At 63.2% G+C, this 25,243-nt stretch carries 26 protein-coding genes; 10 read left to right on the top strand and 16 right to left on the bottom strand.

Features of this window, described 5'->3' with window-relative positions:
* The first annotated feature begins 30 nt into the window (after positions 1-30).
* A complete protein-coding gene (locus QCL65_RS02835) occupies positions 31-768 on the top strand; it encodes a substrate-binding periplasmic protein (protein ID WP_407316645.1) in 738 nt (245 codons plus the stop codon).
* A gap of 290 nt (positions 769-1,058) precedes the next feature.
* Complete coding sequence (locus QCL65_RS02830) at positions 1,059-2,933, top strand: DEAD/DEAH box helicase (protein WP_407314677.1); 1,875 nt, start codon at positions 1,059-1,061, stop codon at positions 2,931-2,933.
* Positions 2,934-3,034: 101 nt separating this feature from the next.
* Here the strand turns inward: QCL65_RS02830 and QCL65_RS02825 are convergent, their stop codons facing one another.
* Both QCL65_RS02825 and QCL65_RS02820 read right to left on the bottom strand, forming a co-directional pair.
* Positions 3,035-3,634, bottom strand: a complete 600-nt coding sequence (locus tag QCL65_RS02825; RefSeq protein ID WP_407314675.1) for a YceI family protein — start codon at positions 3,632-3,634, stop codon at positions 3,035-3,037.
* A 29-nt stretch (positions 3,635-3,663) separates the two neighbouring features.
* Complete coding sequence (locus QCL65_RS02820; protein ID WP_407314673.1) at positions 3,664-4,215, bottom strand: cytochrome b; 552 nt, start codon at positions 4,213-4,215, stop codon at positions 3,664-3,666.
* A 288-nt stretch (positions 4,216-4,503) separates the two neighbouring features.
* Here QCL65_RS02820 and QCL65_RS02815 point away from each other — a divergent pair, with 288 nt between their 5' ends.
* A complete protein-coding gene (locus tag QCL65_RS02815; protein ID WP_407314671.1) occupies positions 4,504-5,910 on the top strand; it encodes an adenosylmethionine--8-amino-7-oxononanoate transaminase in 1,407 nt (468 codons plus the stop codon).
* A gap of 27 nt (positions 5,911-5,937) precedes the next feature.
* Positions 5,938-6,657, top strand: coding sequence for a 16S rRNA (uracil(1498)-N(3))-methyltransferase (locus QCL65_RS02810; RefSeq protein ID WP_407314669.1), 720 nt, complete (start codon positions 5,938-5,940; stop codon positions 6,655-6,657).
* Here QCL65_RS02810 and QCL65_RS02805 read toward each other — a convergent pair.
* Entirely contained in the window at positions 6,654-7,271 is a 618-nt protein-coding gene (locus QCL65_RS02805) for a hemolysin III family protein (protein ID WP_407314667.1), read from the bottom strand. The genes QCL65_RS02810 and QCL65_RS02805 overlap by 4 nt on opposite strands.
* 81 nt (positions 7,272-7,352) lie before the next feature.
* Here QCL65_RS02805 and QCL65_RS02800 point away from each other — a divergent pair, with 81 nt between their 5' ends.
* Complete coding sequence (locus QCL65_RS02800) at positions 7,353-8,270, top strand: LysR substrate-binding domain-containing protein (RefSeq protein WP_407314665.1); 918 nt, start codon at positions 7,353-7,355, stop codon at positions 8,268-8,270.
* A gap of 8 nt (positions 8,271-8,278) precedes the next feature.
* Here the strand turns inward: QCL65_RS02800 and madM are convergent, their stop codons facing one another.
* The 10 genes from madM to QCL65_RS02750 form a co-directional block, all read right to left on the bottom strand.
* Positions 8,279-9,046, bottom strand: coding sequence for a malonate transporter subunit MadM (gene madM / locus QCL65_RS02795; protein WP_407314663.1), 768 nt, complete (start codon positions 9,044-9,046; stop codon positions 8,279-8,281).
* Between the two features lies 1 nt (position 9,047).
* Positions 9,048-9,464, bottom strand: coding sequence for a malonate transporter subunit MadL (gene madL / locus QCL65_RS02790; protein ID WP_407314661.1), 417 nt, complete (start codon positions 9,462-9,464; stop codon positions 9,048-9,050).
* A gap of 66 nt (positions 9,465-9,530) precedes the next feature.
* Positions 9,531-10,454, bottom strand: a complete 924-nt coding sequence (mdcH, locus tag QCL65_RS02785; RefSeq protein ID WP_407314659.1) for a malonate decarboxylase subunit epsilon — start codon at positions 10,452-10,454, stop codon at positions 9,531-9,533.
* Positions 10,451-11,062, bottom strand: coding sequence for a malonate decarboxylase holo-ACP synthase (locus QCL65_RS02780; protein WP_407314657.1), 612 nt, complete (start codon positions 11,060-11,062; stop codon positions 10,451-10,453). The genes mdcH and QCL65_RS02780 overlap by 4 nt, the downstream gene beginning before the upstream one ends.
* Positions 11,062-11,865 (bottom strand): biotin-independent malonate decarboxylase subunit gamma, encoded by an 804-nt coding sequence (mdcE, locus tag QCL65_RS02775; protein WP_407314655.1) that lies wholly within the window; start codon positions 11,863-11,865, stop codon positions 11,062-11,064. The genes QCL65_RS02780 and mdcE overlap by 1 nt, the downstream gene beginning before the upstream one ends.
* Complete coding sequence (locus QCL65_RS02770) at positions 11,862-12,713, bottom strand: biotin-independent malonate decarboxylase subunit beta (protein ID WP_407314653.1); 852 nt, start codon at positions 12,711-12,713, stop codon at positions 11,862-11,864. Before QCL65_RS02770 ends, mdcE begins: the two co-directional genes overlap by 4 nt.
* Positions 12,710-13,006 carry a malonate decarboxylase subunit delta gene (locus QCL65_RS02765; RefSeq protein WP_407314651.1) on the bottom strand — a complete coding sequence of 99 codons (297 nt, stop codon included), beginning with the start codon at positions 13,004-13,006 and terminating at the stop codon, positions 12,710-12,712. The genes QCL65_RS02770 and QCL65_RS02765 overlap by 4 nt, the downstream gene beginning before the upstream one ends.
* Positions 13,006-13,878 (bottom strand): triphosphoribosyl-dephospho-CoA synthase, encoded by an 873-nt coding sequence (locus tag QCL65_RS02760; RefSeq protein WP_407314649.1) that lies wholly within the window; start codon positions 13,876-13,878, stop codon positions 13,006-13,008. Before QCL65_RS02760 ends, QCL65_RS02765 begins: the two co-directional genes overlap by 1 nt.
* Positions 13,878-15,554, bottom strand: coding sequence for a malonate decarboxylase subunit alpha (mdcA, locus tag QCL65_RS02755; protein ID WP_407314647.1), 1,677 nt, complete (start codon positions 15,552-15,554; stop codon positions 13,878-13,880). The genes QCL65_RS02760 and mdcA overlap by 1 nt, the downstream gene beginning before the upstream one ends.
* A gap of 133 nt (positions 15,555-15,687) precedes the next feature.
* Entirely contained in the window at positions 15,688-16,131 is a 444-nt protein-coding gene (locus QCL65_RS02750; RefSeq protein WP_407314645.1) for a response regulator, read from the bottom strand.
* A 151-nt stretch (positions 16,132-16,282) separates the two neighbouring features.
* Between QCL65_RS02750 and QCL65_RS02745 the strand changes: the two genes are divergently transcribed.
* From QCL65_RS02745 to QCL65_RS02730, 4 genes are all read left to right on the top strand, one after another.
* On the top strand, positions 16,283-18,220 hold the full coding sequence (locus tag QCL65_RS02745; protein WP_407316643.1) for a putative nucleotidyltransferase substrate binding domain-containing protein: 1,938 nt from the start codon (positions 16,283-16,285) through the stop codon (positions 18,218-18,220).
* Positions 18,217-18,930, top strand: coding sequence for a PolC-type DNA polymerase III (locus QCL65_RS02740; RefSeq protein WP_407314643.1), 714 nt, complete (start codon positions 18,217-18,219; stop codon positions 18,928-18,930). The genes QCL65_RS02745 and QCL65_RS02740 overlap by 4 nt, the downstream gene beginning before the upstream one ends.
* Before the next feature lie 292 nt (positions 18,931-19,222).
* On the top strand, positions 19,223-20,329 hold the full coding sequence (locus QCL65_RS02735; RefSeq protein ID WP_407314641.1) for a PepSY-associated TM helix domain-containing protein: 1,107 nt from the start codon (positions 19,223-19,225) through the stop codon (positions 20,327-20,329).
* Positions 20,326-20,499, top strand: coding sequence for a hypothetical protein (locus tag QCL65_RS02730; protein WP_407314639.1), 174 nt, complete (start codon positions 20,326-20,328; stop codon positions 20,497-20,499). Before QCL65_RS02735 ends, QCL65_RS02730 begins: the two co-directional genes overlap by 4 nt.
* Before the next feature lie 11 nt (positions 20,500-20,510).
* Here QCL65_RS02730 and QCL65_RS02725 read toward each other — a convergent pair whose 3' ends face one another.
* The gene (locus tag QCL65_RS02725; RefSeq protein WP_407314637.1) at positions 20,511-21,014 is read right to left on the bottom strand and encodes an ATP-dependent zinc protease; all 504 of its coding nucleotides are present in this window, start codon (positions 21,012-21,014) and stop codon (positions 20,511-20,513) included.
* Between the two features lie 258 nt (positions 21,015-21,272).
* Here QCL65_RS02725 and QCL65_RS02720 point away from each other — a divergent pair, with 258 nt between their 5' ends.
* Complete coding sequence (locus tag QCL65_RS02720; RefSeq protein WP_407314635.1) at positions 21,273-22,163, top strand: acyltransferase; 891 nt, start codon at positions 21,273-21,275, stop codon at positions 22,161-22,163.
* On the opposite strand, the gene QCL65_RS02715 is transcribed toward QCL65_RS02720, so the two are convergent.
* The gene (locus QCL65_RS02715; RefSeq protein WP_407314633.1) at positions 22,160-22,729 is read right to left on the bottom strand and encodes a DUF2780 domain-containing protein; all 570 of its coding nucleotides are present in this window, start codon (positions 22,727-22,729) and stop codon (positions 22,160-22,162) included. The genes QCL65_RS02720 and QCL65_RS02715 overlap by 4 nt on opposite strands.
* Before the next feature lie 147 nt (positions 22,730-22,876).
* Positions 22,877-25,243: a glucose/quinate/shikimate family membrane-bound PQQ-dependent dehydrogenase gene (locus QCL65_RS02710; protein WP_407314631.1), complete on the bottom strand. Its 2,367-nt coding sequence runs from the start codon at positions 25,241-25,243 to the stop codon at positions 22,877-22,879.

Below are 25,243 nucleotides of genomic sequence, written 5' to 3'. Positions count from 1 at the left end.
ACCGAGCGGTTGGTGGCCCGGCTGACGCAAGTGCGCGCGGTACTGGCGTTGTGGCTGCTGGGCGCATGCCTGGCCGCCAACGCTGCCCCCCTGCTGATCGTCACCGACCCTTGGGCGCCCTACGCTTACACCGAAGATGGCCAGCCGGCGGGGATGGACCTGGAAGTCACTACCCAGGTGTTCGAACGGATGGGCGTGCAAGTGCAATGGGAGTTCGTGCCGTGGCGCCGCGCCCTGGCCATGGTTGAACAGGGCCGGGCCGATGGCGTGCTGGATATCTTCTGGACAGCGGCCCGGGACAGCGACTTGCTTTACCCCGGCGAACCTTTGTCTGACGCGCAGTTCGTGCTCTACCAAGCTAACGCGCGCCCGCATACCTTCAGCCATCTCGACGACCTCAAGGGCTTGAAGATCGGCGTCGTCGCCGGTTATGACTACGGTACGGCGTTCATGCAGCATCCGGGCTTCGAGCGCGAAAGCGCAGCCACCGAGGCGGCCAACTTCGGCAAATTGCTGCTGGGCCGGCTCGATCTGCTAGTGACTGACCGCCGCACGGGCGCCTACGCTGTGCGCCGCCAAGGCCTACAGCGGCAAGTCAGCCCGCTGCCTGGGAGCATCTCCGAGCGCCCGCAATACCTGGCGTTACGCCGCGCCCCTGGCATGCAAGCGTTGGCCGAACGCTTTAGTGACGAGCTGCGGCGCTTCAAGCGAGAGCCTGCTTATACGGCTTTGCTGGACCGCTATGGCAACCTCGGTAGCCCGCAATAAAGCCGTTGAGCGCGCAAACGCGGCGTATTGCCAATGCTCTGTTATACTCCAGCCTTCCCGCCAGGCTTACGCCCGGACGCTCGGCCTTGAACAAGGCGCCCCGACCCGCCCCAACGTGTGGCTTGCAGCCCACCAGGCGTTGTCCGGATGCGCAGCAAAGCCCAGCAGGACCGGACGCGAGCGTGCCCAGGTCGGTTCATGTGTTAACCCACGTGGGCCCTGCAGGCACACCGCTCGCGCCAGGCAAGATCATACCTCGGGCATAAGCCCCCACTAGAACAGGATTACTCATGTCCTTTGCTTCCCTCGGTCTCTCCGAGGCTTTAGTCCGCGCCATCGAGGCAGCCGGCTATACCCAGCCCACTCCGGTGCAACAGCGGGCTATCCCCGCCGTGTTGCAAGGCCGCGACCTGATGGTTGCCGCCCAAACAGGTACTGGCAAAACCGGCGGTTTCGCCCTTCCGATTCTGGAACGGCTGTTCCCCAACGGGCACCCAGACAAATCCCAACGTCACGGCCCGCGCCAGCCGCGCGTCTTGGTCCTGACCCCTACCCGCGAACTCGCCGCGCAGGTGCACGACAGCTTCAAGGTCTATGCCCGCGACCTGAAGTTCGTCAGTACCTGCATCTTCGGTGGCGTCGGCATGAACCCCCAGGTGCAGGCCATGGCCCGCGGTGTCGATGTACTGGTGGCCTGCCCGGGCCGTCTGCTCGACCTGTGCGGCCAAGGCAGCGTCGACCTGGCCCACGTGGAAATCCTGGTGCTGGACGAAGCCGACCGCATGCTCGACATGGGCTTCGTCCACGACGTGAAAAAGGTCTTGGCGCGGCTCCCAGCCAAACGGCAAAACCTGCTGTTTTCGGCGACCTTCTCCAAAGACATCACCGACCTCGCCGGCAAGTTGCTGCATAACCCCGAGCGCATCGAAGTCACGCCACCGAACACCACGGTCGAGCGCATCGAGCAGCGGGTCTATCGCCTGGCTTCCAGCCATAAGCGCTCACTGCTGGCCCACCTGATCACCCAGGGTGCCTGGGAGCAGGTGCTGGTCTTCACGCGTACCAAGCACGGCGCCAACCGCCTGGCCGAATACCTGGAAAAGCACGGCCTCAGCGCGGTAGCGATCCACGGCAACAAGAGCCAGAACGCCCGCACCAAAGCATTGGCCGACTTCAAGGCCGGCGCTGTGCGCATCATGGTTGCCACCGACATCGCCGCCCGCGGCCTGGACATCGATCAACTGCCCCACGTGGTCAACTTCGAGCTGCCTAACGTCGAGGAAGACTACGTCCACCGCATCGGCCGTACCGGCCGTGCCGGGCGTCAAGGCGAGGCCGTTTCATTGGTCGCGCCCGACGAAGAAAAACTGCTGAAAAGCATCGAGCGCATGACCAAGCAGAAAATTGCTGACGGCGACTTGATGGGCTTTGACTCCAGCACCGTGGAAGCGGAAAAACCCGAGGTGCGCGAGCGCCCTCAGGTGAACAACCGCAACGCCCGCAACCCACGTGGCGACGGCGCTAGCAAGGCCGGTGAAGGCCGCAAGGATAAAGGCAAGGACAAAGGTAAGGAAAAGCCCGCCGGGGCGCGTTCTGAACGCCAACCCCGTGATAAGAAACCGCGCCAGGCGGGGCCTCGTGATGCTCAAGCGACACCAGCCACCATTCCGCCGATTCCGGCTGATCGGGCGCCGGACGAGTTCCGCGACGATGAGGTAGACAACTTCGGCAACCGCGCCGATTACGTCAGCCCTTATCAAGGCAAGAACCAAGGCCGTGGGCGTCGCCCCGCAGCTCCCGCTAGCCCTGCGGCCGGTGGTGCAGCGCCTGCTGCGGCTGGGCGTCAAGGCCGCGGGCCGCGTAACGGCACGGGCGGAGCGGGCAAACCCGCCGGCGACGGCGGCAAACGTGGGCCACGCAGCAACGCCGGTGGCAGCAATGGCGGCCAGCGCCGCGACAACCCGCGTAACCGCCGCCCAGCCAACAATGAGCAGTCTAGCGGCGAGCCCGCGGTTAGCAGCTCACGGGCGCCGACCACCCAGCCTAAAATCGTGCACAAGGAATCGAAGATCGATCGCTTCCCCACAGCCGAGCAGCTGGAGCAATTGCCGAGCCGCCCACGCGGTGAAAAACCGGCACTGCTGACGCGTAACCGCGAAGGTTAAGCAGCGCGAACAAAATCGCGGGCGAAACAGATCGGGGGCGAGCCCCCTCCTACCATGCGTAGGAGGGGGCTCGCCCCCGATCTTTTTGTGCGCGCTATATCTTACTTCTGACGAACACCTTCAAACGTGAAGTACAACTCAACGGTGTCAGACTGTGGGCCGAGGTCCATGGTCTTCGGTGCGAAGTCTTTGCGGTTGATGGTGGTGTTACCCTCGAAGCCAGCACGGTAGCCGCCCCACGGATCTTTGCCTTCACCCAGGAAGGTGGCCTTGATGACCACGGGCTTGGTGACGCCTTGCAGAGTCAGGTCGCCGCTCACGTCAGCAGTGGTTTTGCCATCGGCGTTCTTGCCGGTAGGTTTGACGCTGGTGGACTTGAAGGTCGCTTCTGGGTACTTGGCAACGTCCAGGAAGTCTTTGCTAGCGATGTGCTTGTCACGTTCGGCGTGGTTGGTGAAAACGCTGGCGGTCTTCAGGGTGACGTCGATCTTGGAGGCCTCAGGCTTGGCGGCGTCAAAGCTGAACGTACCATCGAAGTCTTTGAAAGTACCGGTGATGAAGCTATAGCCCAAGTGGCTGATCTTGAAATCAACGAAAGCGTGTTGGCCTTCCTTGTCGATCTTGTAGTCAGCGGCCATGGCCTGGCCGGCCGAGAGCAGAGCGGTACCGATAGCGACGGCGGCGAGGGTCTTTTTCAACATACTGTATTTCCTTTGCAGTGGGTTAAGCATCAGGCTCTACGCCCTAGCATACGTACCAGAGTGGCATCACGGTCGATAAAATGGTGCTTGAGTGCAGCCAGGCCATGCAGGCCAGCGAAGATCACCAACACCCAAGCCAGGTACAAGTGGATCGTGCCAGCGGTTTCGGCCTGGTCAGGCAAGCCGCTGACCAGCGCAGGCACTTCGAACAGCCCGAATACCGGAATACCAACGCCATCAGCGGTGGAGATCAGGTAACCCGCCGCCATCACCAGAAACAGATCGGCATACAGGAACAAGTGGCCAAGCGTGGCCGCCAGCCGGGTAAGCGGGCCTTGGTTGGGCGTCGGTGGCGGGGGTGGGCTGATAAAACGCCAAAGCACCCGCAGCAGCATAAAGAAGAACAGCACCAGACCAATACTCTTGTGCAAGTCCGGCCCCGCCTTACGCCATGGGTCGTAGTAACCCAGACCCACCATCCACAGCCCTAAGGCAAACATGCTGAAGACGGTCAGGGCCACACCCCAGTGCAGGAACATGCTGACCCAGCCATAGCGAGAAGGAGAGTTACGTAGCTGCATTGGGCGTCACCGGTTAGTAATGTGCTCAAGATTACGGTTTTATCTATCGAATTAAAGCGAAAAATACTGCTTCGAAAGATCGATAAAAACGATTATTTATTTTCGCTCTATTCCGTTAACGAAACATTAAAAGAAAATGTAACCCTAGGGTCAAAAGATCGGGGGCAAGCCCCCTCCTACTGTAGGAGGGGGCTTGCCCCCGATCTCTACGCCATTCATTTGGCCTGATGGGTTGTTCCGCAGGCAGTCATTGCATAGGCTTGCGCGACTGTCGTCAGGAGAGATGCAATGAGCCTCAATAATCAGTGGATGCAACGTGACCTCAAGGTCCTGTGGCACCCCTGTACCCAGATGAAAGACCACGAACAGCTGCCGCTGATTCCTATCAAGCGCGGTGAAGGGGTCTGGCTCGAGGACTTCGAAGGCAAACGCTACCTCGACGCGGTCAGTTCCTGGTGGGTCAACGTGTTCGGCCACGCCAACCCGCGCATCAACCAGCGCATCAAGGACCAGGTCGACCAACTGGAACACGTGATCCTGGCCGGCTTCAGCCATCAGCCGGTGATCGAACTGTCGGAGCGGCTGGTGCAGCTCACCCCCGAGGGCCTGACCCGGTGCTTCTACGCCGACAACGGCTCGTCGTGCATCGAAGTGGCGCTGAAGATGAGCTTCCACTACTGGGTCAATCGGGGCCAGCCGGCGAAGAAACGCTTCGTCACCCTGACCAACAGCTATCACGGCGAAACCATCGCGGCGATGTCGGTCGGCGACGTGCCGCTGTTCACCGAGACCTACAAGGCGCTGCTGCTCGACACCCTCAAGGTGCCGAGCCCTGACTGCTACCTGCGCCCCGAAGGCGTGAGCTGGGAAGAACATTCGCGCACGATGTTCCAAGCCATGGAGCAAACCCTCGCCGAGCACCACGCCAGCGTTGCGGCGGTCATTATCGAACCGCTGATCCAGGGCGCAGGCGGCATGCGCATGTACCACCCGGTGTACCTCAAGCTGCTGCGCGAGGCGTGCGACCGCTACGGCGTGCACTTGATTCACGATGAGATCGCGGTGGGCTTCGGCCGCACCGGTACGATGTTCGCCTGCGAGCAGGCCGGTATTCGCCCGGACTTCCTGTGCCTGTCCAAAGCCCTCACCGGCGGCTACTTGCCGCTGGCGGCGTGCGTCACCACCGATGACGTGTACAGCGCGTTTTACGACGACTACCCAACCCTGCGGGCGTTCTTGCATTCGCACAGCTACACCGGCAACCCGCTGGCCTGCGCCGCCGCCCTGGCGACCTTGGATATTTTCGAGCAAGACAACGTGATCGAACATAACCAGGCCCTGGCCCAACGCATGGCTACCGCCACTGCCCACCTGGCCGACCACCCCCATGTGGCCGAGGTGCGTCAGACCGGCATGGTGCTGGCCATCGAGATGGTGCAGGACAAACCCAGCAAAACCGCCTACCCCTGGCAGGAGCGACGTGGGCTGAAAGTGTTCAACCATGCCCTGGAGCGCGGCGCGTTGCTGCGCCCGTTGGGCAGTGTGGTGTATTTTCTGCCGCCTTATGTGATCACCCCAGAGCAGATCGATTTCCTCGCCGAGGTAGCCAGCGAAGGCATCGACATCGCCACCCGCGACAGCCTCAGCGTGGCCGTGCCGAGCAATTTCCATCCCGACTTCCGTGACCCTGGCTAGCCCATTCACCTACTGTTAGAGACCCCTATGCGACTCTCCCGTTTTTTCATCGACGCGCCGTTGAGCCTCGGCCAACAGGAGCTGCCCGAAGCTCAGGCTCACTATGTAGGCCGGGTGCTGCGCATGGTCAGCGGTGACGCCGTACAGCTGTTCGACGGCAGCGGCCAGGAGTACCGCGGCAGCTTGCTGGAGGTCGGCAAAAAGCGCGTCACCGTGCAGCTCGACGAATGCCTGCCCGGCCAGCCCGAGTCCACCCTGAACATTCACCTGGGCCAGGGCCTGTCGCGGGGCGAGCGGATGGACTGGGCCATTCAAAAGGCCACCGAATTAGGGGTCAACGCGATTACCCCGATCATCAGCGAGCGCTGCGAAGTGCGCCTTAAAGACGAGCGCACGGAAAAGCGCATGGCCCACTGGCGCCAGGTGGCGATCAGTGCGTGTGAGCAATGCGGCCGCTCCAGCGTGCCGACCATCAATGCCCCCACCCTGCTCGCCGACTGGCTACAGGGCAACACGGCCGAACTCAAGCTGGTCCTGCACCCGGTGGCCGACGCACTGACGAGCCACTCGCCCCCCCGCTCGCTGGCGTTTTTGATCGGCCCCGAGGGCGGCCTCAGCGACAGCGAAATCGCCCAGGCCCAAGCCAACGGCTTCCAGGCCGCTCGCCTAGGCCCCAGGGTGCTGCGCACCGAAACTGCGCCGGTGGTTGCGCTAGCGGTGGCGCAGCAGTTGTGGGGGGACTTTTAAAGCACGTAGCGCAGGATCGCGACAAAGTGCAGCACGCTACCGGCAATAACGAACAGGTGCCAGATACCGTGGGCGTGGCGCAAGCGCGAGTCGAGGGCGAAGAAGATGATCCCCACGGTGTACAGCACCCCACCACCGGCCAACCAGGCAAAACCCTCAGGGCCCAGGCGGGCCAGCAGTGGCTGCACGGCGACCAGTACGATCCAGCCCATCAAGGCGTAGATCACGATGGACAACACCCGCGCCTCAGAGCGCGGTTTGAGCTCCTGCAACATACCCAGCAGCGCCAGCCCCCAGACCACGCCAAACAGGCTCCAGCCCCAGGGGCCGCGCAGGGTCACCAGGCAAAAGGGCGTGTAGCTGCCAGCAATCAGCAGATAGATCGACAAGTGATCGAGCTTGCGCATGATCGTCTTGGTTCGCCCCTGCACGCTGTGGTACAGCGTCGATACGCTGTAGAGCATCAGCAAGGTCACGCCATACACTGCTACGCTGACGATCTTCCAGGGGTTACCCTGCGCGCTGGCCAAGACCAGCAACCACACCGCCCCACCCAGGGCCAACAGTGCCCCGAGCAGATGAGTCCAGGCGTTAAGCCGTTCGCCGTAGTACATAACCAGCGTCTCCACAAGGCCTAAAGTGCTCACCATGCTACACGTGGAGTGTGAATAAAAAACCCGCCCAGAGCGTTTGCGATGCTGATCGACGAAGAGCTGACCCTGAAAAAGCTGGAGGTGTTTCTGGCCTTCATGCGCACCGGCAACCTGACCCGCGCCGCCGCGCTGTTGCAGACCAGCAACGTTAGCGTACACCGGGCCATCCACTCCCTGGAGAGCGCGCTGCGCTGCCCGCTGTTCAAACATGAAGGGCGCAACCTGACGCCGCTGGAGAGCGCTTACGTGCTGGAGGAGCGCGCCCAGAAGCTGGTCCAGGATGTGCTTGCCAGCGTTCAGGCCACCCGCGAAGCGGCGGGTTTCTCGGCGGAGCGATTCCGCCTGGGGTCCTTGTATTCGCTGACGATCAAGACCGTACCGCAACTGATCATGGGCCTGAAGCTGCGCCGCAGTGAGCTGAACATCGACCTGATCATGGGCTCGAACATCGACCTGATGTTCAAGCTGAAAAACATGGAAGCCGATGCGATCCTGATCTCCCTGGACGACCCTTTACACGACCCGGACTGCGAGCAACTGGCGTTATTCTCGGACGATATCTTTCTCGCCACGCCAGCCGATTCGCCCTTTGCCCAGCACGCAGAAATCGACCTGAGCGACCTGCGCGATGCCACCTTCATCACCCTCACCCAAGGCTTCGCCACCCACCGCGATGGCATTCGCGTGTTCAAGCAGGCCGGGTTCGAACCCAAGGTGGCCATGCAGGTGAACGACATCTTCACACTGCTCAGCATGGTCAGTTCTGGGGTGGGTTTTGCTCTGCTACCAGGGCGCGTGGCCGCGGTATACGAGAACCGCGTACGGCTGATCCCGCTGCAAGCGCGCTACCGCCTGCAGCAGCAAATCGGGGTGGTATTCCTCAAGGCCAAGGAACGCGACCCCAACCTGCTAGCGCTACTCGCGGAATGCCGGATGTATGAGCGCAAAGACCGCAGTTGAGGCCGCGATTACGCACCCACCACGCCGCGCACGATGAAATACAACACCGACGGCCCCAGCAGGCAGCCTAACCCGGTGTGAAACGTCGCGGTCAGCGCGCCATACGGCACCAGCCGCCGGTCAGTGGCCGCCAGGCCCGCGGTCACGCCGCTGACCGTACCGGCCAGGCCACCAAAGACCATGGCCGAGCGCGGGTTGTCCAAGCCCAGCCAGCGCGCCGCAAAGGGCGTACCGACCATGACCACGATGGCCTTGATCAAACCGGTGGCAATCGACAACGCGACCACGTCCGACGAAGCGCCGATGGCCGCCCCCGTCACCGGCCCGACGATGTAAGTCACCGCGCCCGCGCCAATGGTGGTCATGCTTACCGCGTCGCGGTAACCAAACAGCCAGGCCACGCCAGCGCCGAAGAAGAACGGCAGAACAGTGCCGAGCAACAGGGCAACCGCGCCGATCAGCCCGGCCTTTTTCGCCTCGGTCGCTTGCACTTCAAAGGCCGTGGCAACAATGGCGAAATCGCGCAGCATGGCGCCGCCCATCAGGCCGATGCCGGAGAACAAGGCCAGGTCGGCCAAGCCTTTCTGCCCGCCCGTCAACGTACCGCCGACCCAAGCCAGGATCAGCCCGATCACGATAGCGATGGCCGAGCCGTGCACGCGGCCGAACGTCAGGCGCTTGGACAACACCACCGACACCCACATGATGATGCCGACGAACGCAAAGGCTGTGATCAAACCGTTGTGTTCCAGGCTTTTTTCAATGAGATCCCACATATCAGCGCCCCCCGACCGGTGTGCCAGCGGCGGTCACTTCTTCCGGTTCATCTGGCAAGGGTTCGCCGCGGTTGGTGCGGCTGATCAGGGCAATGGTCGCGCCGCAAATCAGCACCGAACCTACGGCCGCCACCACCGCCATCGGCCCACCGTGCAAGGCCGTCACAACGTTTTGCTGGGCCGCCATGGCCACCACCACCGGGATGTACAGCGCGCCCCAAAAACCCACGCCCAGCTCGCAGCCTTCGCTGAGTCCACCGCGTTTCTGCATCCACAGCCGGGCGCAGATCAACAGGATCATGGCAATGCCCACCCCGCCCACGTTCGACCTGACCCCCAGCAGTACACCTAGCCAGTCGCCGATAATCACACCGGCCAACGTGCAGATAGCCAATAACGCCACACCGTAAATAATCATGCTCAGTACCCTCGAATTGCCCAGCCGAAGTTGTTGTTTTTATCCTTCGCAGCAGTTGCTATCGGTCTATTGAATACGGCGGCCCTCCTCCTCCATGAGCGCTTTTAGGGTATCCAGGCGCGCACCTTGAAACGCCACGCAGGTGCCGTCGAGCAGCACCTTTTTCGCCAATGGGGTCAACACGCTGCCAGGCGGCAGCTCGATGTGCAGGCGGATGCCGCGCTCGTAGGCGTTTTCCACCACGCCGCGCCAGTCGACCACCCGGCACATGTTGTAAGCCAGGTCGTCGCGCAACTGCTCTATCTGCTGCAGCGGGCGCGCGCGGGTGCCGCTCAGGTAGCGCACGCGCGGGGCTTGTAAAGTGACGCCCGCGAACGCCTCGGCCAGGCGCGCAGCCGGCGCGGCAAGTAGCTCGCAATGGGACGGCACACTGACCGCCAGCCGCCGCGCCAGCCCGGCGCCCAGGGCCTTGGCCCGCTGCGCCACGGCCGCCATAGCGCTGTGGCTGCCGGCAATCACCACTTGCTGCTCGGCATTGATATTGGCCAAGTACACCGGCTGTTGAGGGCTGTGCACGTGCGCCAGCAGTTGCTCTACCGTGGCCAGGCTCAGCCCCACGATGGCGGTCATGCCATAGCCCTCGGGATAAGCCTGCTGCATCAATTCGCCGCGCAAGGCCACCAGTCGCAGCGCGTCTTCGAACGTTAATACGCCTGCAATCACGGCGGCCGGGTAGGCGCCTATGGATAACCCCGCCACGTAGTCGGGCCTCGGCAGCAAACGCGCACAGGCTACGCCGGCGATCAGCAGGCACAGTTGCACGGCCCGGGTGGCGCCCAAGGCCTCGGCGCTGTCCAACTGCAAGACGTCCTCACCCAGAGCGTCACTGGCCTCGCGCAGGCAGGCGCGGACCTGTGCCTGCTCAGGCAGGCTGTGGAGCATGCCGGGCTGTTGCGCGCCCTGCCCGGGAAATGCCAGCAAGCTGCTCATAAAGCGGGCTCCATGGCGACGGCCCAAGGGTCCGCGACCAACTGGGCGGTGCGCTCGCCTTTGAGCAAAACCGTGCGCGTATCACTGGCCCATTCACGCAGCGCGACACCTCCCCAGGGCGTCTGTAGCTGCACATCGACCGCACAGCCAACCCCCTCGAAGGTTGCCAGCAACGCCCGCGCCTCGCGTTTGGACAGCGCCTTGGGGGCTCGCACAATCAAATCCAGATCGCTTTGCGCGTGCAACGCCCGCACGCCGCTGGCTAACTCGAAACCGGCGCTACCGCTCACGCCCCATACCCAGCCATTGGCCGTCAAGCCGTCGCGCACCCGCAGCAAGGCGTGCAACGCCGGGCAATGCGGCTCGAATGGCAGGTCAATCAATTGCTCGGGGGTGACCCGCCGGGTCACCGCAGCGAGCGGCAGGCTGCAGGCAAAACGCTGCTCGCGGCGCGCGCCACGGATGCCCACGGCGACCCGGTTCGGCCCCAGGTAGTGGCGGCGCACCACCACGGGCAGGCCGCGGGCGACCGCTTCGCTCACCCAGCCGGGCGCTTCCACCGGTAGATGGTGCGGGTACAGGCCCCAGAGCAGATCGTGGGGGTTCATTACCACTGCTCACGCAACAGCCGCCGCACCCGCGCCGACGCTTGCCGATTGACCGCGCCGAGGCGCCCGGAAAGGTCCCTGGGGCCTGTGCAGGTGTCCGCGATGGCCCTGAACAGGACATCGCGCACCCGCGCCAGGTCGTCGGCCGTGGGTTGTTCGATCTGCGCCACCGTCAGGGTTTCCCACAGCAGGCCGAGGCTGGCATAGCTGTCGATATCGTAAGCCATGGGCGGCACGCTGGCGGCCAGGGCCTCGAGTTCGTCGATGCTGCGCTGGGTCACCCGCGCCGCCGAAGCTTTACCCATGGCGTGCACCTGCACGCCCGGGTCACGCAAGGCGATCATGCGGTTGGCCTGGTAGCCATGGGCCAGGAACGCCCCGGACATGGCCTTGCCCACCAACAGTGCGATGACCGGATGCCCCGCCAGGCGCGCCCGGGCATAACTGTCCACCGCGCCGGCGAGGGCCTGATGGATGCCCAGCGCCTCTTCCCGTCGGCCGTAGGCCTGGCTCGGTACATCGACCACCGCGATCAATGGGCGTTGGTTAGGTTGCCCATGATCCAGCTCGATCAGCGCATCGATGGCTTTAGCCAAGCCCCAGCCTTCCAGCAGGCCGACCTCGCCTTCACGGGCCCGCGCAAAAGGGTTGGCCGGGTCCGCGACCACGGCGAGCACACGCACCGCTTGCCCGTTCAGGTCGGCATCGGCCACGCGCACGGAGCCCGGTAGGCCTTGCAGTACCGTGGCGTGGCCCGTCAACGCCTCGAACCAGCGCAGACCGCGTAAGGAATAACCGTTCATGCCTGTTCTCCTTTGAACAATGCGCGTACCTGGCCGGCGTCAACTTGCGGCTGCGCGTCCAAGGCGGCCAGGCGCTGCAGGTAGAAACCGCTTTGGCGGCTACGAATCTGTGCGGGTAGGCCTTGCTGCAGCCATTGGCTGACTTGCTGCTGAATCTGCTCAGCGTCGTCTTGCACATAGCCGTCCACTAGGCCACTGGCAAAACGCTGCTCGCCGCCGGTCAGGCTCCAGATAAAGGGCCGATCCCGCGAGTCGTACTCCTCGATCCCAGCCTCCTGTTCGATTACCTGCGGGCCGTTAAGGCCCAGGCGGGCCTCGCGGGTGACCAACAGGTGGCTGCACAGCCCGGCGGCGATGGACATGCCGCCAAAACAACCGACACTGCCCGCTACTACGCCGATCACTGGCTGGTATTGGCGCAGGTCGACAATCGCTGCATGGATGTCGGCAATGGCGGCCAGGCCCAGGTTGGCTTCCTGCAAGCGCACGCCGCCGGTCTCCAGCAGCAAAACCGCCGCAGTGGGCACGCCGTTGCGATTATCCTCAGCAGCCAACTCCAAGAGCCCGGCGATCTTCGCCCCACTCACTTCGCCCAGGCTGCCGCCCTGGAAAGCGCCTTCGATGGCGGCGATGACCACCGGTTTGTCCGCCACCAGGCCTTTACCGACCACCACCCCGTCGTCCGCCTGGGGCACCACGCCCTGGCGTTCGAGCCAGGGCGACATGACCCGCGCGAACGGGTCTATCAATTCGCGGAACGTGCCGCTGTCGAGCAAGGCACGGGCCCGTTGGCGGGCGCTCAGTTCGATGAAGCTGCGCTGCTGCAGCAAGCGTGCGCTATCACTCATGCCCCTACCTCCTCGAAGCCTTGCTCCAGGCGCAGCCGAACCACACCGGGGGTGGCGCCAAAATCATGGATATCGATATGCGCCGCGGGCGGCGTCTGGCCGTCGAACATGCGCTGGAACAAGTGCTCCCAGCGCGCCGCGCTGCCGTTGACCGACGTCACCACCTGGATCTGCAACTTGCCCGGCAGGCCAGGCTCCATCAGCACTTCTAGGTCGCCAGAACCGACGCAGCCGACCAACGCTCGGCCGCGCATCGGCTCACCGGCGGGAAATTCGAAAGACAGGGTTTCCATCAGCCTTGGCTCCTTGGACATTCGCCTTGTTCCAGGCGATCGATAAATAGGCAGGCCGCCAGCAGATCAGCGGCACCGCCCGGCGACGCATTCAGCGCCAACAATTGCGTATCCAACGTATGCAAACGGCGACGCCCGGCCAGGCTGGCACTGCCGCCGGCATCGAGTACCGCTTGGGCGCCCTGTTGCATGGTGGCCAGGCCAACGGGGCCGGCGCGGTGCAACACGCAGGTGTCACCCAGGGTAGCCATGATCGCCAGCAGCGCATCCAGGCGCGCGTTTTGCTCGCCGTGGCCAGCGGCACGGCTGCGCCGTAATTGCGGTAAGCCCTGCTGGATGACCGCCGGAAAGCCCAGCTGCGCTTGTTCGCGTGCGCCCCCCACGGCATAACGGCGAGCAACCTCGCTGCCGTGGCTGGGCTGCTGCGGTGCATAACGGTCCGCGAGCTGGGCCAGACGCGCCGCATGCTCGGCCAGCACCGCCGCTGAGCTAGCGCGCGGCACCAAGGCGGCCGCTGCGACCAGCAAGCCCAATGCCCAGATAGCCCCTCGGTGAGTGTTAACCCCGGCCGTGGTGTGCAGCATGGCCACCTCGCCTTCACGGCCCAAACGGCCAAGGGCCTCGCGCAGCGGCAGGCTCACGCTGCCGGCCTGGGCGGCGGCTTCGGCCATGGCGGCAAAAGTCGGCCAAAGCGACAGCGCTGAAGCGTGCATCAGGCCCAGGTGCAAATCCTGATGGGCGCCGTTGCCACGCCGGTCCACCAGCGCGGGCTTGGGCGACAGGTCGGCTTCATCGATCAGAGCGTCCACGGCCCAGTCGGCCAACTGCTCAGCCCAGACGCACGGCAGCGCCGGTAAGTTGAGTGCATGCATTACCAGCTCCTGAATTTGGCCGGCGGTTGGTAGAGGCCATCGGACCACTGCACCAAGTCAGCGATACTCTTGGCCGCCAACAGCTCACGGCTGGCGTCGGTGCGGCGGATGCCCAGATCTTCGGGCAAGGCGATCAGGCCTTCGCGGCGCATGCGCTCGGTGTCTTTGGGGTTGTGTCGCAAGCCGATGCTGGTAACGCCGGCAACGGCAGCGATCATCGCCTGGCGCTCTTCCAGCGAGCGCGCTTTGTACAGGTAGGCGATGCCTTCTTCGGTGAGCAAGTGGGTCACGTCGTCGCCGTAGATCATGATCGGCGCCAGGGCCATGCCGCTTTTCTTCGCCACCTCGACCGCGTCCAGGGTCTCGACGAAGGTCGGTTTGCCGCCTTCCTGAAAGGTTTCGACCATCTGCACCACCAGTTTCTGCCCGCGCTCCAGCAAGGCGGCGGGGGCGTCGCCGCTGCCTTGGCGCATGTCCAACCAGGCCGGGGTGGCATGCCGACGCCCGCGCGGGTCGTGCCCCATGTTCGGCGCACCGCCGAAGCCGGCCAGGCGCCCACGGGTCACCGTGGAAGAGTGGCCGTCGCCGTCCACTTGCAGGGTGGCGCCAATGAATAGGTCCACCGCGTATTGGCCGGCCAGTTGGCAGAACATGCGGTTGGAGCGCATGGAGCCGTCGCGGCCGGTGAAGAACACGTCTGGGCGCGCGGCGATATAGTTCTCCATGCCCAACTCGGTGCCAAAGCAGTGCACGCTCTGCACCCAGCCGGTTTCGATGGCGGGGATCAGGGTGGGGTGAGGGTTGAGCGTCCAGTTGCGGCAGATCTTGCCCTTCAGGCCCAGGGATTCGCCGTAGGTGGGCAAAATCAGCTCAATGGCGGCGGTGTTGAAGCCGATGCCGTGGTTCAGCGACTGCACGTTGTGTTTTTCGTAGATGCCACGGATCGCCATCATCGCCATCAACACGTGCACCGGCTTGATGTGCCGAGGATCGCGGGTGAACAGCGGCTCGATGTAAAACGGCCGGTCGGCAACCACCACGAAGTCGACCCAGGAGGCGGGAATATCGACCCGCGGCAGCTCGCTGACGTCGTCCACCAACTGGTTGACCTGCACAATCACGATACCGTCGCTGAAGGCTGCCGGTTCAATCAGCGCCGGCGAATCCTCGGTACTGGCGCCGGTGTAAATATTGCCTGCGCGGTCGGCCATAAAACCGGCGCTGAGCACGACGTTGGGAATCAGGTCGACCACCAGCCGCGAGTACAGCTCGATGTAGGTGTGGATCGCGCCGATCTCCAGCAAGCCGTCTTCGAGCAACTGGCTAATGCGCAAGCTTTGGGTGCCGGCGAAGGAGAAATCGAGTTTGCGCGCGATGCCTTTTTCGAACAGGTCCAAGTGTTCGGGCCGGCCGACGCTGGGCATGATCATATGCAGGTCATGCAGTTTGCCGGGGTCGACCTGGGCCAGGGAGCGGGACAGGAAGTCTGCCTGTTTCTGGTTATTGCCCTCGAGCACTACGCGGTCGCCGGGCATCAGCAGGGCTTCCAGGGCGGCCACGATATGCTCGCTGGGCAGCACCGCACCGTCGGCGAACGTCCGGACCTGCTCCAGGCGCCGCTGCTTCTCGCGGCGTCGCTGGGACCAGCGCGCGTCGCAGGGGTTTGTTGTTGTCATGGTGACTCCACAGATTCGCTGTCGTGGGGTCACACCGTAGGCCGGTTAGCGCGGCTGGATCAATCAAGGTGGGCGCAGATCCGTTACGCTCAGCGTAATGATTGCAGCCGTTTCTGGCGGGGCTGTCGCGGTCTTACTGCCCCAGTTCGCGCTTGACCAGCATCACCAGGCGATTGATATCCACCGGTTTGAGCAGAAAATCGACCACGCTCAAATGCATGGCGGCAATGGCGTCTTGCACGTCAGCGTTGCCCGACACAATGATGATCGGCAGCGCTGCACGGTCGGAGGCGCGGATCTCACTGATCAGCTGCAGACCATCATATGGTCGCATCTTCAGATCGGTGATCAGCAAACCGATGTTTTTGTTGTTGGTCAACAGCGCCAGGCCGTCGACCGCATTGCCAGCGGTAACACAGGTAACCCCGTGAACGCCGAGGATTTCGGCCAAAAGCTCGCGGGAATCGTCATCGTCCTCCACCAGCAGGACTTGCTGCAAAGCGCTAGGCTCTGGCGTTTTGTTGAGATCGCTCAAAGCTTTGCGCTCGGCGTCGCTGAGAAAATCGTGATCCGGCATAGACCTTCCAACCCTCCTGGGCAACCTCTAGTGCGCATGATGCGGAGGAATGATCGCGGGGTGAAGTAAAATTTTTAGACTTACGTCCAATGGGCACACCGCCTACAAGGGGCGGACCATGGCTGACGACAAAAATAACCCGGTGAGGCCCATGAGCAAAGCCGATGACTTCGCCCAGGCGGGGAAAACTGCGGTGTTGCAAAACATCCACGGGACCCTGCAATTCCTGCAGCGTTTTCCGCCCTTCAACCAGATGGAAAACGCCCATTTGGCTTACCTGGTCGAGCAATGCCAACTGCGCTTCTTCGCTGCGCAAGAAAGCATCATCAAGCCCGCCGACGGGCCCGTCGAACATTTCTACATCGTCAAGCAAGGCCGCGTGGTGGGGGAACGACCCCACAGTGCCCGGGGTGGCAGCGAGACTACCTTTGAAATCACCCGTGGCGAGTGCTTTCCCCTCGCGGCGCTGCTGGGCGAGCGCGCCACCCGCACCGAGCACTTGGCAGCGGAGGATACTTTCTGCCTGCAATTGAACAAGACCGCGTTCATCAAGCTATTCGGGCTGTCCACCAGCTTCCGCGACTTTGCCTTGCGCGGGGTCAGTAGCCTGCTCGATTTGGTCAACCAGCAGGTGCAACGGCGCGCCGCAGAAAACCTCGGCACCCAGTACTCACTCAACACCCGGCTCGGTGAACTGGCCATGCGTCACCCCGTGACCTGCGGCCCCGACATGCCGCTGCGCGAAGCCGTCGGCTTGATGCACGAGCAGCAGGTGGGCAGCATTGTGATTGTCGATGACGACAAAGCGCCGCGCGGTATCTTCACCCTGCGCGACCTGCGCCAGGTGGTGGCCGACCCGCTGGCCGATTTCAGCCAACCGATCCATCGCCACATGATTCAGGCGCCGTTCTACCTCAGCCCGGAAGACAGCGCCTTCGACGCCGCCATCGCCATGACTGAGCGGCACATCGCCCACGTGTGCCTGGTGCGCAACCACCGCCTGTGCGGCGTGGTTTCTGAACGCGATCTGTTTTCCCTGCAACGGGTCGACCTGGTGCACCTGGCCCGAACCATCCGCAACGCCGGGCGCGTGGAGCAACTGGTGTCGCTGCGCGGCGAGATCGGCCAGTTGGTCGAGCGCATGCTGGCCCACGGCGCCTCATCCACGCAGATCACCCATATCATCACGCTGCTCAACGACCACACCGTATGCCGCGTGATCGAACTTACCCTGCAAGAACGTGGCGATCCCGGCGTGCCGTTTAGCTGGTTGTGTTTTGGCAGCGAAGGGCGACGCGAGCAAACTTTGTACACCGACCAAGACAACGGCATTCTGTTCGAGGCCCGCGACGACGCCCATGCGGCGCAGATTCGCAGCCTGCTGTTGCCCATCGCGCAGCAAGTGAACCAGTCTCTGGCCCAATGCGGCTTCAGTTTGTGCAAGGGCAACATCATGGCCGGCAACCCCGAGCTGTGCCTGTCGCGCCTGGAATGGGCCCAGCGCTTCGCGAGTTTTATTCGCGAAGCCACCCCAGAGAACCTGCTGAGCTCCAGCATCTATTTTGACCTGCGGGTGGTCTGGGGCGAGGAGCGCGCGTGCGCGCAATTGCGCCAGGGCATTCTCGACCAGGTGGCCGGCAACCGCCTGTTCCAGCGCATGCTGGCCGAGAACGCGCTGCGCCAGCGCCCGCCGGTGGGGCGCTTCCGCGATTTCGTGCTGACCCGCAGCGGTGGCGAAAAAGCCGCCACCCTGGACCTCAAAGTGCAGGGCCTGGGGCCTTTTGTCGACGGCGCACGGCTACTGGCCCTGGCCCACGGGGTCGAAACCGGCAATACCCTACAACGCCTGCGCCAGCTGGTGGCCCGAGAAGTCATCGACCCCCTCGACGGCGCGGCCTACGAGGAGGCCTACCACTTCATTCAGCAAACCCGTATGCAGCAGCACCAATTGCAAACCCGGCAAAACCTGCCGCATTCCAACCGCGTCGACCCCGACAGCCTCAACGACCTCGACCGGCGCATCCTACGCGAATCGCTGCGCCAGGCGCAGCGCCTGCAAACCAGCCTGACCCTGCGGTACCAGCTATGAGGCTGCTCGACTGGTTGCGCCCACCAGCGCCGACGCAGCACTTGAACGAGGCGCAGCGCCAGCGCGTGGCGAACCTGGCAACCCCCGGCCCGCTGGGCGAGCACAGTTTGCGTAAACAACGCTGGGTAGTGGTGGATGTAGAGACCACCGGGCTGAACCTTAACCGCGACCTGGTCTTGTCGATTGGCGCAGTGGTAATCGAAGACGGCGCCATCGACTTCTCGCAACTGTTCGAAAGGACCCTGCAGCGCGAAGCCCACAAACCGGGCCCCAGCGTGTTGATCCACGGCCTGGGCCCCAGTGCCATCGCGGCCGGGAGCGCCCCGGCCGAGGCCCTACTGGACTTCATGGAGTTTGTCGGTGACAGCCCGCTGCTGGCATTCCATGCTGGCTTCGATCAGCACATGTTGCAGCGGGCCCTCAAAGACAGCCTCGGCTATCGCCTGGCCCACCGTTTTTTCGATATTGCCGAACTGGCGCCCTGCCTCTGCCCACACGGGCCACGGCGCGAAGCCGGGCTCGATGACTGGACCGAGCATTTTGGCCTGCTGGTCGAAGAGCGCCACCACGCCAGTGCGGACGCGCTGGTCACGGCGGAGCTGGCCCTGATTCTGTTCAGCCACGCCCGCCGACAAGGCTTCGACAGCCCTGCCGAGCTGGCGCAGAAGCTTAGCCAGTGGCGGCGGCGCCAGGGGGCTCCATCGTTTTAAGCACGCCGTAGGAGGGGGCTTGCCCGTAGGAGGGGGCTTGCCCCCGAGCTCTTCGTCAAAAATCAAAAGATCAAAAGATCAAAAAATCAAAAGATCAAAAGATCAAAAGATCGGGGCCAAGGCCCCTCCTACGCGCGCGTTCCAATCACGGATGTATGGCGCCAGCGCATGTGGGTTCCAATCACGGATATATGGCGCCAGCGCGTGTGCGTTCCAATCAAAGATATGTGGCGCGCGCGGGTTCCAATCACAGATATCATGGCGCCCGTGATCCTTTGCACAGATGCATCCTATGAACAGCACGACCCTACGCCGCTGGTCCCTGGTCCATACCTGGAGCAGCTTGATCTGCAGCGCCTTTCTCTTGCTGCTGGCCGTCACCGGCCTGCCGCTGATTTTCCATCATGAGCTGGAAAACCTGCTGGGCGAAGCGCCGCAGTTGCAAAGCCTGCCCGCCGACACCCCACGCCTGAACCTGCAGCAACTGGCGGCCGCCGCCGAGGCTTACCGCCCTGGCGAGGTTTTGCAGTACCTGGGCTGGGAGGACGATGAGCCCAATGGGGTCATCGCGATTATGGCCAAGACCGCCTACAGCGACCCCAACGACTCCCACACCTTTATGCTCGACGCCCGCACCGGCCAGGGCGTGGAGATGCCGTCAGCCAGCACGGGGCTGATGATGGTGGTGCTGCGCCTGCACGTAGACCTGTACGCCGGCCTGGCGGGCAAACTGCTGCTGGCTTTTATGGGCCTGTTGTTTGTCGCCGCGATTGTCTCCGGGGTGGTGCTGTACGCTCCATTCATGCGGCGGCTACCGTTCGCCAGCGTGCGCCATGAGAAGTCGCGCCGGGTGCGCTGGCTCGACCTGCACAACCTGATTGGCATCGTCACCCTCACCTGGGCCCTGGTGGTGGGCTTGACGGGCGTGCTGAACGCCTGCGCCGATCTGGTCATCGCCGCTTGGCGCAACGACAGCCTGGCCAGTTTGGTCGCCCCTTACCGCGATGCGCCAGCGCTACAGCAACGGGCGCCGGCGACCCGTTTATTGGAGATAGCCCAGGCCGCCGCACCGGGCATGAGCGCCGACTTTATCGCCTTCCCCGGCACGCGCTTTTCCAGCGAGCACCACTACGCGGTATTTATGAAAGGCAACACCCACCTGACCTCGCACCTGCTCACCCCCATCCTGATCGACGCGCAAACCCTGGCCGTCACCGCCGTGGCCGAACGCCCCTGGTACCTGGATGCCTTACTGATCTCCCAGCCCCTGCACTTCGGCGACTACGGCGGCCGCCCTATGCAAATCCTCTGGGCCTTGCTGGACGTATTGACCATCATTGTCTTGGGCAGCGGCCTGTACCTCTGGTGGGTACGCCGCCGCGCAGCGGCACGGCCATGAAGGGTGCAAGTTTCTGGGCCGTGTTCGCCTGGCCCCTGGGCATTGCCCTAATCGGCGCCGCCGGGCTGTTCGCCGCGTTGCTGGGCGACGGCGGCTGGGATGTGCTGGCGTGGGTGGGGTTGGGGGTGCCGGTGGGGTTGAGCATCCGGGGGCTGATAAAACCCCGGTGAAAACCGCCTGGCTAGCAGCCCGGCTTATCCGCCACAAACCGCCGTGCTGGGTTCACCGCTGCTTTGAACTCGCGCAGCGCTTTGGCGCCGATCAACAAGGGGTAATTAAAGCTGCTGCGGTCGACCAGGTTCACTTCGATGGTGCGTTTGACATCGCCCAGGCACATTTCCAGGTCGATCACCGGGCGCCGTGACACTTCTGTGGTTTCGCCTTCGTCGTCTTCGTCGGCGCGGCTTTTGATTTTGCTGGTGCGCGCGACTTTGTGTTCGTAAACCTTGTTGTCGGCGTCCTTGGTGCCCAGGCGGAAACGTACCCAGTCGTCGCCGTCGCGGGTGAAGGTTTCGATGTCCTTGGCCGAAAGCGAAGCGGTCAGGGCACCGGTGTCCATTTTCGCTTTAAAGGTTTCGCCGCCGATTTCCGGCAGTTTGATGTATTCGTAACGGCCATAAATAGTTGGCTCGGCGGCCATGACCGGCAGAGCCAACAGGCCCAACAAGGCGAGAACGGATTTCACGCAAGAGCATCCTTAATCAAATGGGTAAACGGCGCCCAATAAACTGAACATCAAACCGTAGGAGGGGGCTTGCCCCCGATCTTTTGATCTTCAGCCGGCGCTGGGAGGTTAGACCGCCCGCGCACCATAGGTTCGATGCGGCCAGCCTACCCCATGAAAAGTGAAACATTTGTTGGCAAAAGCCTCACCCACGTTTGGCGATAGGCCTGCAGATGCTTATCATGGCCCACCCTTCCCCCACTGCTGAAGATCGGTTTTATGCGCCGCCTGCTCACCGGCTGTCTTGTGACGCTGCTGTTATTACTCAATACCCTGCTATTGATCGGCCCCCTGCTGCTATTCGCCGTGTTCAAACTGCTCCTGCGTGGGCACCGGCGCGACCAGGCCTCGCGGGCTGTGATGTGGGTGGCCGAAACCTGGGCGCACATCGATAAGAAAATCTTCGCCGCCTGTATCCCGACCCGCTGGGATATTCGTGGGGCGCACAACCTCGACCGCGACACCTCCTACCTGGTGATCGGCAACCATCAATCCTGGGTGGATATTCCGGCCTTGATCCAGGCGCTTAACCGGCGCGCGCCCTTCTTCAAGTTTTTCCTTAAACGCGAGCTGGTCTGGGTGCCGTTCTTGGGCCTGGCCTGGTGGGCGTTGGATTACCCCTTCATGAAGCGCTACAGCAAGGCGTTTCTGGCCCGCCACCCGGAACTCAAGGGGCAAGACCTGGCCATTACCAAAGCCGCCTGCGAGCTGTTCAAGCGCCAGCCGGTGACCGTGGTCAACTACCTGGAAGGCACGCGTTTCACCCCGGCCAAGCGTGAGGCACAGGCGTCACCGTTCCGCTACCTGCTCAAGCCAAAAGCCGGCGGCGTGGCTTTCGTGTTGGCAACCATGGGCGAGCAACTGGACCGGGTGCTGGACGTCACGGTGGTCTACCCCAGCGAGCGAATTCCGGGCTTCTGGAATCTGCTGTGCGGCGATGTAGCGCAAGTGATCGTCGATATCCAATCACGGCCCATCGACCCCGCCCTGGTCAACGGCGACTACGAAAACGACCCGGCATTCCGCCAGGCCATGCAGCAGTGGGTCAACCAGCTGTGGACCGAAAAAGACGCGCGTATCGCCGCCCTGCGTGCCGAAACCCAGGCTTAGCTGGCGCCCCAGATCCCGCTAAGGTTCTGCAACACCGAGCCGCCGACCCCTTGCTGGCCGAGGTACTGCAGAATCACCGGGGCGAACTGGCCAACCATCTGGCTATTCATGCCCAGGGCACTGAAGGCGTTGTTCATGTCGCTGGTGGTTTTTACATTGCCCAACGCCTGGTTCAACGCGTCGACCTTGCTGCCGCTTTTCTCTCCCAATAAACCACTCAGTCCATTGAGCCCCGCCAAGGCTTCGTTGCCCGACAGTTTGTCCAGGCCCGGCACTTGCTGGGTGAGCTGCGAGTACTCGCCGCTGGGAAGTTTGTTCTTGGCCAGGCCGAGCATGGCACCGGCGCCGCCGATGGCCTGTTCGGGGCTGATCTTCAGCTGGGTGCCCAGGGTATTGAGCAAACCGGCAGCGGGAGCGGCCGCAGTGACCGCGGCCTGATTGGACTCCTTGTTACCGTTTTTCAACGCCGAGGCGGCATTGAGCGCTTCGTTGAGGTCGAAGGCGGACGCGGCACCGGCGGAACCCGCCAGCACGACTGCTAGAGCGATGGCGTGGGAAATCTTCATGTAAAAGCAACCTCTTGGGACATGGATCAAGCCGCCGTTGGACGGAGACGGCTGCCATTATGTTCCTGTGGGGTGAAAATTGTGTCGAACCCTGAAAAAGCAAAAACCCGCCGAAGCGGGTTTTTGCCTGAGGCCTGGGGCCTGGGGTCAAGGACGCTCTGGCAGCGCGTAAGCCATCACGTAGTCGCCTCGATCAGGCGACTGCCGGGCGCCACCGACGGTCAGCAGGATGTACTGCTTACCGGTCTTGGGTGACACATAAGTCATCGGCCCCGATTGGCTGCCCACGGGCAGGCGCGACTTCCAGATCTCGTTGCCGGTGCGCGAATCGAACGCACGCAGGTAGAAGTCCTGGGTGCCGGCGAAGAACAGCAGGCCCGACTGGGTCGACAACGAAGCGCCCAGGGTCGGCATGCCGATAGGGATCGGCAAATGCATGCGGATGCCCAGGGGCCCGGTGTCTTGCACGGTACCGACCGGCACCTGCCAGACGACCTTTTTGGTGGTCAGGTCAATCGCCGACATGGTCCCGAAGGGTGGCTTCTGGCAGGGGATACCGGCGGCCGACAGGAAGCGCTGGCGCATGGCGCCGAACGGCGTGCCTTCCTGGGGAACCACACCCATTTCAATGCCGCTGGCGTTTTTCGGGATGTTCGCGCGCGGGATCATGTAGTTGGCCAGGCCCAGGCGCATGTCGTTGACGAACATGTAGTGGGTGGTCGGGTCGACCGACACACTGCCCCAGTTCATACCGCCCAGGGAACCTGGGAACTGCAGCGCTTTATCCAGGCCCGGTGGGGTGTAGACGCCTTCGTGGCGCATGCCCTTGAAGGCGATCCGGCAGAGCAATTGGTCGAAGGGCGTGGCACCCCACATATCGGCTTCGGTGAGGGTCTGGTTACCGATCGACGGCATCTCCACCGAATACGGCTGGGTCGGCGAATAGCGTTCACCCGGTACGTTGCCCTGGGGTACGGGGCGTTCTTCAACTTTGGCGATAGGCACGCCGGTTTCGCGGTTGAGCATGAAGATCATGCCCTGCTTGGTGACTTGCACCAGTGCAGGCTGCGTACCGCCCTTACCATCGGGTACGTCGTAAAGCAGCGGCTGGGCGGGCAGGTCGAAGTCCCACAGGTCGTGGTGGGTGGTCTGGTAGTGCCATTTGACCGCGCCACTGCTGGCGTCCAGCGCCACCACTGACGAGCTCCATTTGTCGTCCAGCTCGCTGCGCTGACCACCGAAGAAGTCTGGGGTGGCGTTGCCCGTGGGCAGGTAAACCAAGTTGAGTTTGGCGTCGTAGGCCATGGCCGACCACACGTTCGGCGTGCCACGGGTATAGGTCTCACCCGCGGGCGGGCGTTTGCTGGTGTTGGGGTTACCTGGGTCCCAGGCCCACACCAGTTCACCGCTGTGCACGTCAAAGGCACGCACGACACCCGGAGGCTCGCCAGTGGAGTAGTTGTCGGCCACGCGGCCACCCACTACCACGACGTTACCGGCTACCAGCGGTGTCGACGTTTGCTGGTAATAACCGGGTTTGACTTCGCCCATGTCGGTGGTCAGGTCGACCACGCCGTTGTTACCGAAGTCTTTACAGGCTTCGCCGGTCTCGGCATTGATGGCGATCAACCGCGCGTCGCCGGTGGGCAGGAACAAACGCTTGGCGCACGCGGTGGGCGCGCTGGAGGCCGCCGGGGTGTCTTCAAAGTAACCCAGGCCCCGGCAACGCTGCCAGTTAGGCGCGGTGCCCTGGGGGTCGAACTTCCACTTCTGCTGGCCGCTGTCCGCGTCCAGGGCAAAGACCTTGCCGTAGGCGGTGCAGGTGTAGACCGAGTCGCCCACCTGCAGAGGGGTGTTCTGGTCTTCGGCGCCAGCGCCGGTGCTTTGCGGGATATCCCCGGTGTGGAAGGTCCAGGCGACTTGCAGTTTATCAATGTTGTCGCGGGTGATCTGGTCGAGGGCGGCGAAGCGGTTACCCTGCGGGGTATTGCCCCAGTGCTCCCAGTTTTTCTGTTCGCTGCCCGGCGCCACTGGCTGCACGGGCGGCGCAGCGACGCTGCTGCTGACCACGTGGGTGGGCACGAACATATACGCCAGGGTAGCGACTACGGCCACGCCCAATACGCCGGCGACGCCATAAGCCCCACGCCCAGCCTGGGTGCCGGAGGCACGCTGGAGCAAGGGATAGATCAGCGCAATGACCACACCGATCACGGCAAAGGTGAGCACCCGCGAAACCAGCGGCCAGTATTCCAGGCCCGTATCCCACAGGGCCCATAGGGCCGTCAGCACCAGCGCCACGGCGTAGAGCCAGGCCCCGGCCGACTTGCGCCGGGCAATCAGCAACCCGGACACCAGCATGGCCAACCCCATCAGCAGGAAGAACCAACTGCCGCCCAGAGTCGCCAGGTAGACGCCGCCGCCCAGCAGGGCCAGGCCCAGCACAGCGATCAGCAGGCCCAGCCCGGCCAATAGGAATGTTTGGGCGCCGGAGACGCCAACCCTTGTGTTCAT

The sequence above is a fragment of the Pseudomonas sp. nanlin1 genome (assembly GCF_045571515.1).
Lineage (GTDB): Bacteria > Pseudomonadota > Gammaproteobacteria > Pseudomonadales > Pseudomonadaceae > Aquipseudomonas.
The sequence above is the reverse complement of the archived record's forward strand: the minus strand, read 5'-3'. Positions and strand labels throughout refer to the sequence as shown.

What these genes read in the sequence shown, in the direction of transcription:
- QCL65_RS02830 (WP_407314677.1), top strand. Translation starts at nt 1,059, where the DNA reads ATGTCCTTTGCTTCCCTCGGTCTCTCCGAGGCTTTAGTCCGCGCCATC.
- QCL65_RS02825 (WP_407314675.1), bottom strand. Translation starts at nt 3,634, where the DNA reads ATGTTGAAAAAGACCCTCGCCGCCGTCGCTATCGGTACCGCTCTGCTC.
- QCL65_RS02820 (WP_407314673.1), bottom strand. Translation starts at nt 4,215, where the DNA reads ATGCAGCTACGTAACTCTCCTTCTCGCTATGGCTGGGTCAGCATGTTC.
- QCL65_RS02815 (WP_407314671.1), top strand. Translation starts at nt 4,504, where the DNA reads ATGAGCCTCAATAATCAGTGGATGCAACGTGACCTCAAGGTCCTGTGG.
- QCL65_RS02810 (WP_407314669.1), top strand. Translation starts at nt 5,938, where the DNA reads ATGCGACTCTCCCGTTTTTTCATCGACGCGCCGTTGAGCCTCGGCCAA.
- QCL65_RS02805 (WP_407314667.1), bottom strand. Translation starts at nt 7,271, where the DNA reads ATGTACTACGGCGAACGGCTTAACGCCTGGACTCATCTGCTCGGGGCA.
- QCL65_RS02800 (WP_407314665.1), top strand. Translation starts at nt 7,353, where the DNA reads ATGCTGATCGACGAAGAGCTGACCCTGAAAAAGCTGGAGGTGTTTCTG.
- madM (WP_407314663.1), bottom strand. Translation starts at nt 9,046, where the DNA reads ATGTGGGATCTCATTGAAAAAAGCCTGGAACACAACGGTTTGATCACA.
- madL (WP_407314661.1), bottom strand. Translation starts at nt 9,464, where the DNA reads ATGATTATTTACGGTGTGGCGTTATTGGCTATCTGCACGTTGGCCGGT.
- mdcH (WP_407314659.1), bottom strand. Translation starts at nt 10,454, where the DNA reads ATGAGCAGCTTGCTGGCATTTCCCGGGCAGGGCGCGCAACAGCCCGGC.
- QCL65_RS02780 (WP_407314657.1), bottom strand. Translation starts at nt 11,062, where the DNA reads ATGAACCCCCACGATCTGCTCTGGGGCCTGTACCCGCACCATCTACCG.
- mdcE (WP_407314655.1), bottom strand. Translation starts at nt 11,865, where the DNA reads ATGAACGGTTATTCCTTACGCGGTCTGCGCTGGTTCGAGGCGTTGACG.
- QCL65_RS02770 (WP_407314653.1), bottom strand. Translation starts at nt 12,713, where the DNA reads ATGAGTGATAGCGCACGCTTGCTGCAGCAGCGCAGCTTCATCGAACTG.
- QCL65_RS02765 (WP_407314651.1), bottom strand. Translation starts at nt 13,006, where the DNA reads ATGGAAACCCTGTCTTTCGAATTTCCCGCCGGTGAGCCGATGCGCGGC.
- QCL65_RS02760 (WP_407314649.1), bottom strand. Translation starts at nt 13,878, where the DNA reads ATGCATGCACTCAACTTACCGGCGCTGCCGTGCGTCTGGGCTGAGCAG.
- mdcA (WP_407314647.1), bottom strand. Translation starts at nt 15,554, where the DNA reads ATGACAACAACAAACCCCTGCGACGCGCGCTGGTCCCAGCGACGCCGC.
- QCL65_RS02750 (WP_407314645.1), bottom strand. Translation starts at nt 16,131, where the DNA reads ATGCCGGATCACGATTTTCTCAGCGACGCCGAGCGCAAAGCTTTGAGC.
- QCL65_RS02745 (WP_407316643.1), top strand. Translation starts at nt 16,283, where the DNA reads ATGAGCAAAGCCGATGACTTCGCCCAGGCGGGGAAAACTGCGGTGTTG.
- QCL65_RS02740 (WP_407314643.1), top strand. Translation starts at nt 18,217, where the DNA reads ATGAGGCTGCTCGACTGGTTGCGCCCACCAGCGCCGACGCAGCACTTG.
- QCL65_RS02735 (WP_407314641.1), top strand. Translation starts at nt 19,223, where the DNA reads ATGAACAGCACGACCCTACGCCGCTGGTCCCTGGTCCATACCTGGAGC.
- QCL65_RS02730 (WP_407314639.1), top strand. Translation starts at nt 20,326, where the DNA reads ATGAAGGGTGCAAGTTTCTGGGCCGTGTTCGCCTGGCCCCTGGGCATT.
- QCL65_RS02720 (WP_407314635.1), top strand. Translation starts at nt 21,273, where the DNA reads ATGCGCCGCCTGCTCACCGGCTGTCTTGTGACGCTGCTGTTATTACTC.
- QCL65_RS02715 (WP_407314633.1), bottom strand. Translation starts at nt 22,729, where the DNA reads ATGAAGATTTCCCACGCCATCGCTCTAGCAGTCGTGCTGGCGGGTTCC.
- QCL65_RS02710 (WP_407314631.1), bottom strand. Translation starts at nt 25,243, where the DNA reads ATGAACACAAGGGTTGGCGTCTCCGGCGCCCAAACATTCCTATTGGCC.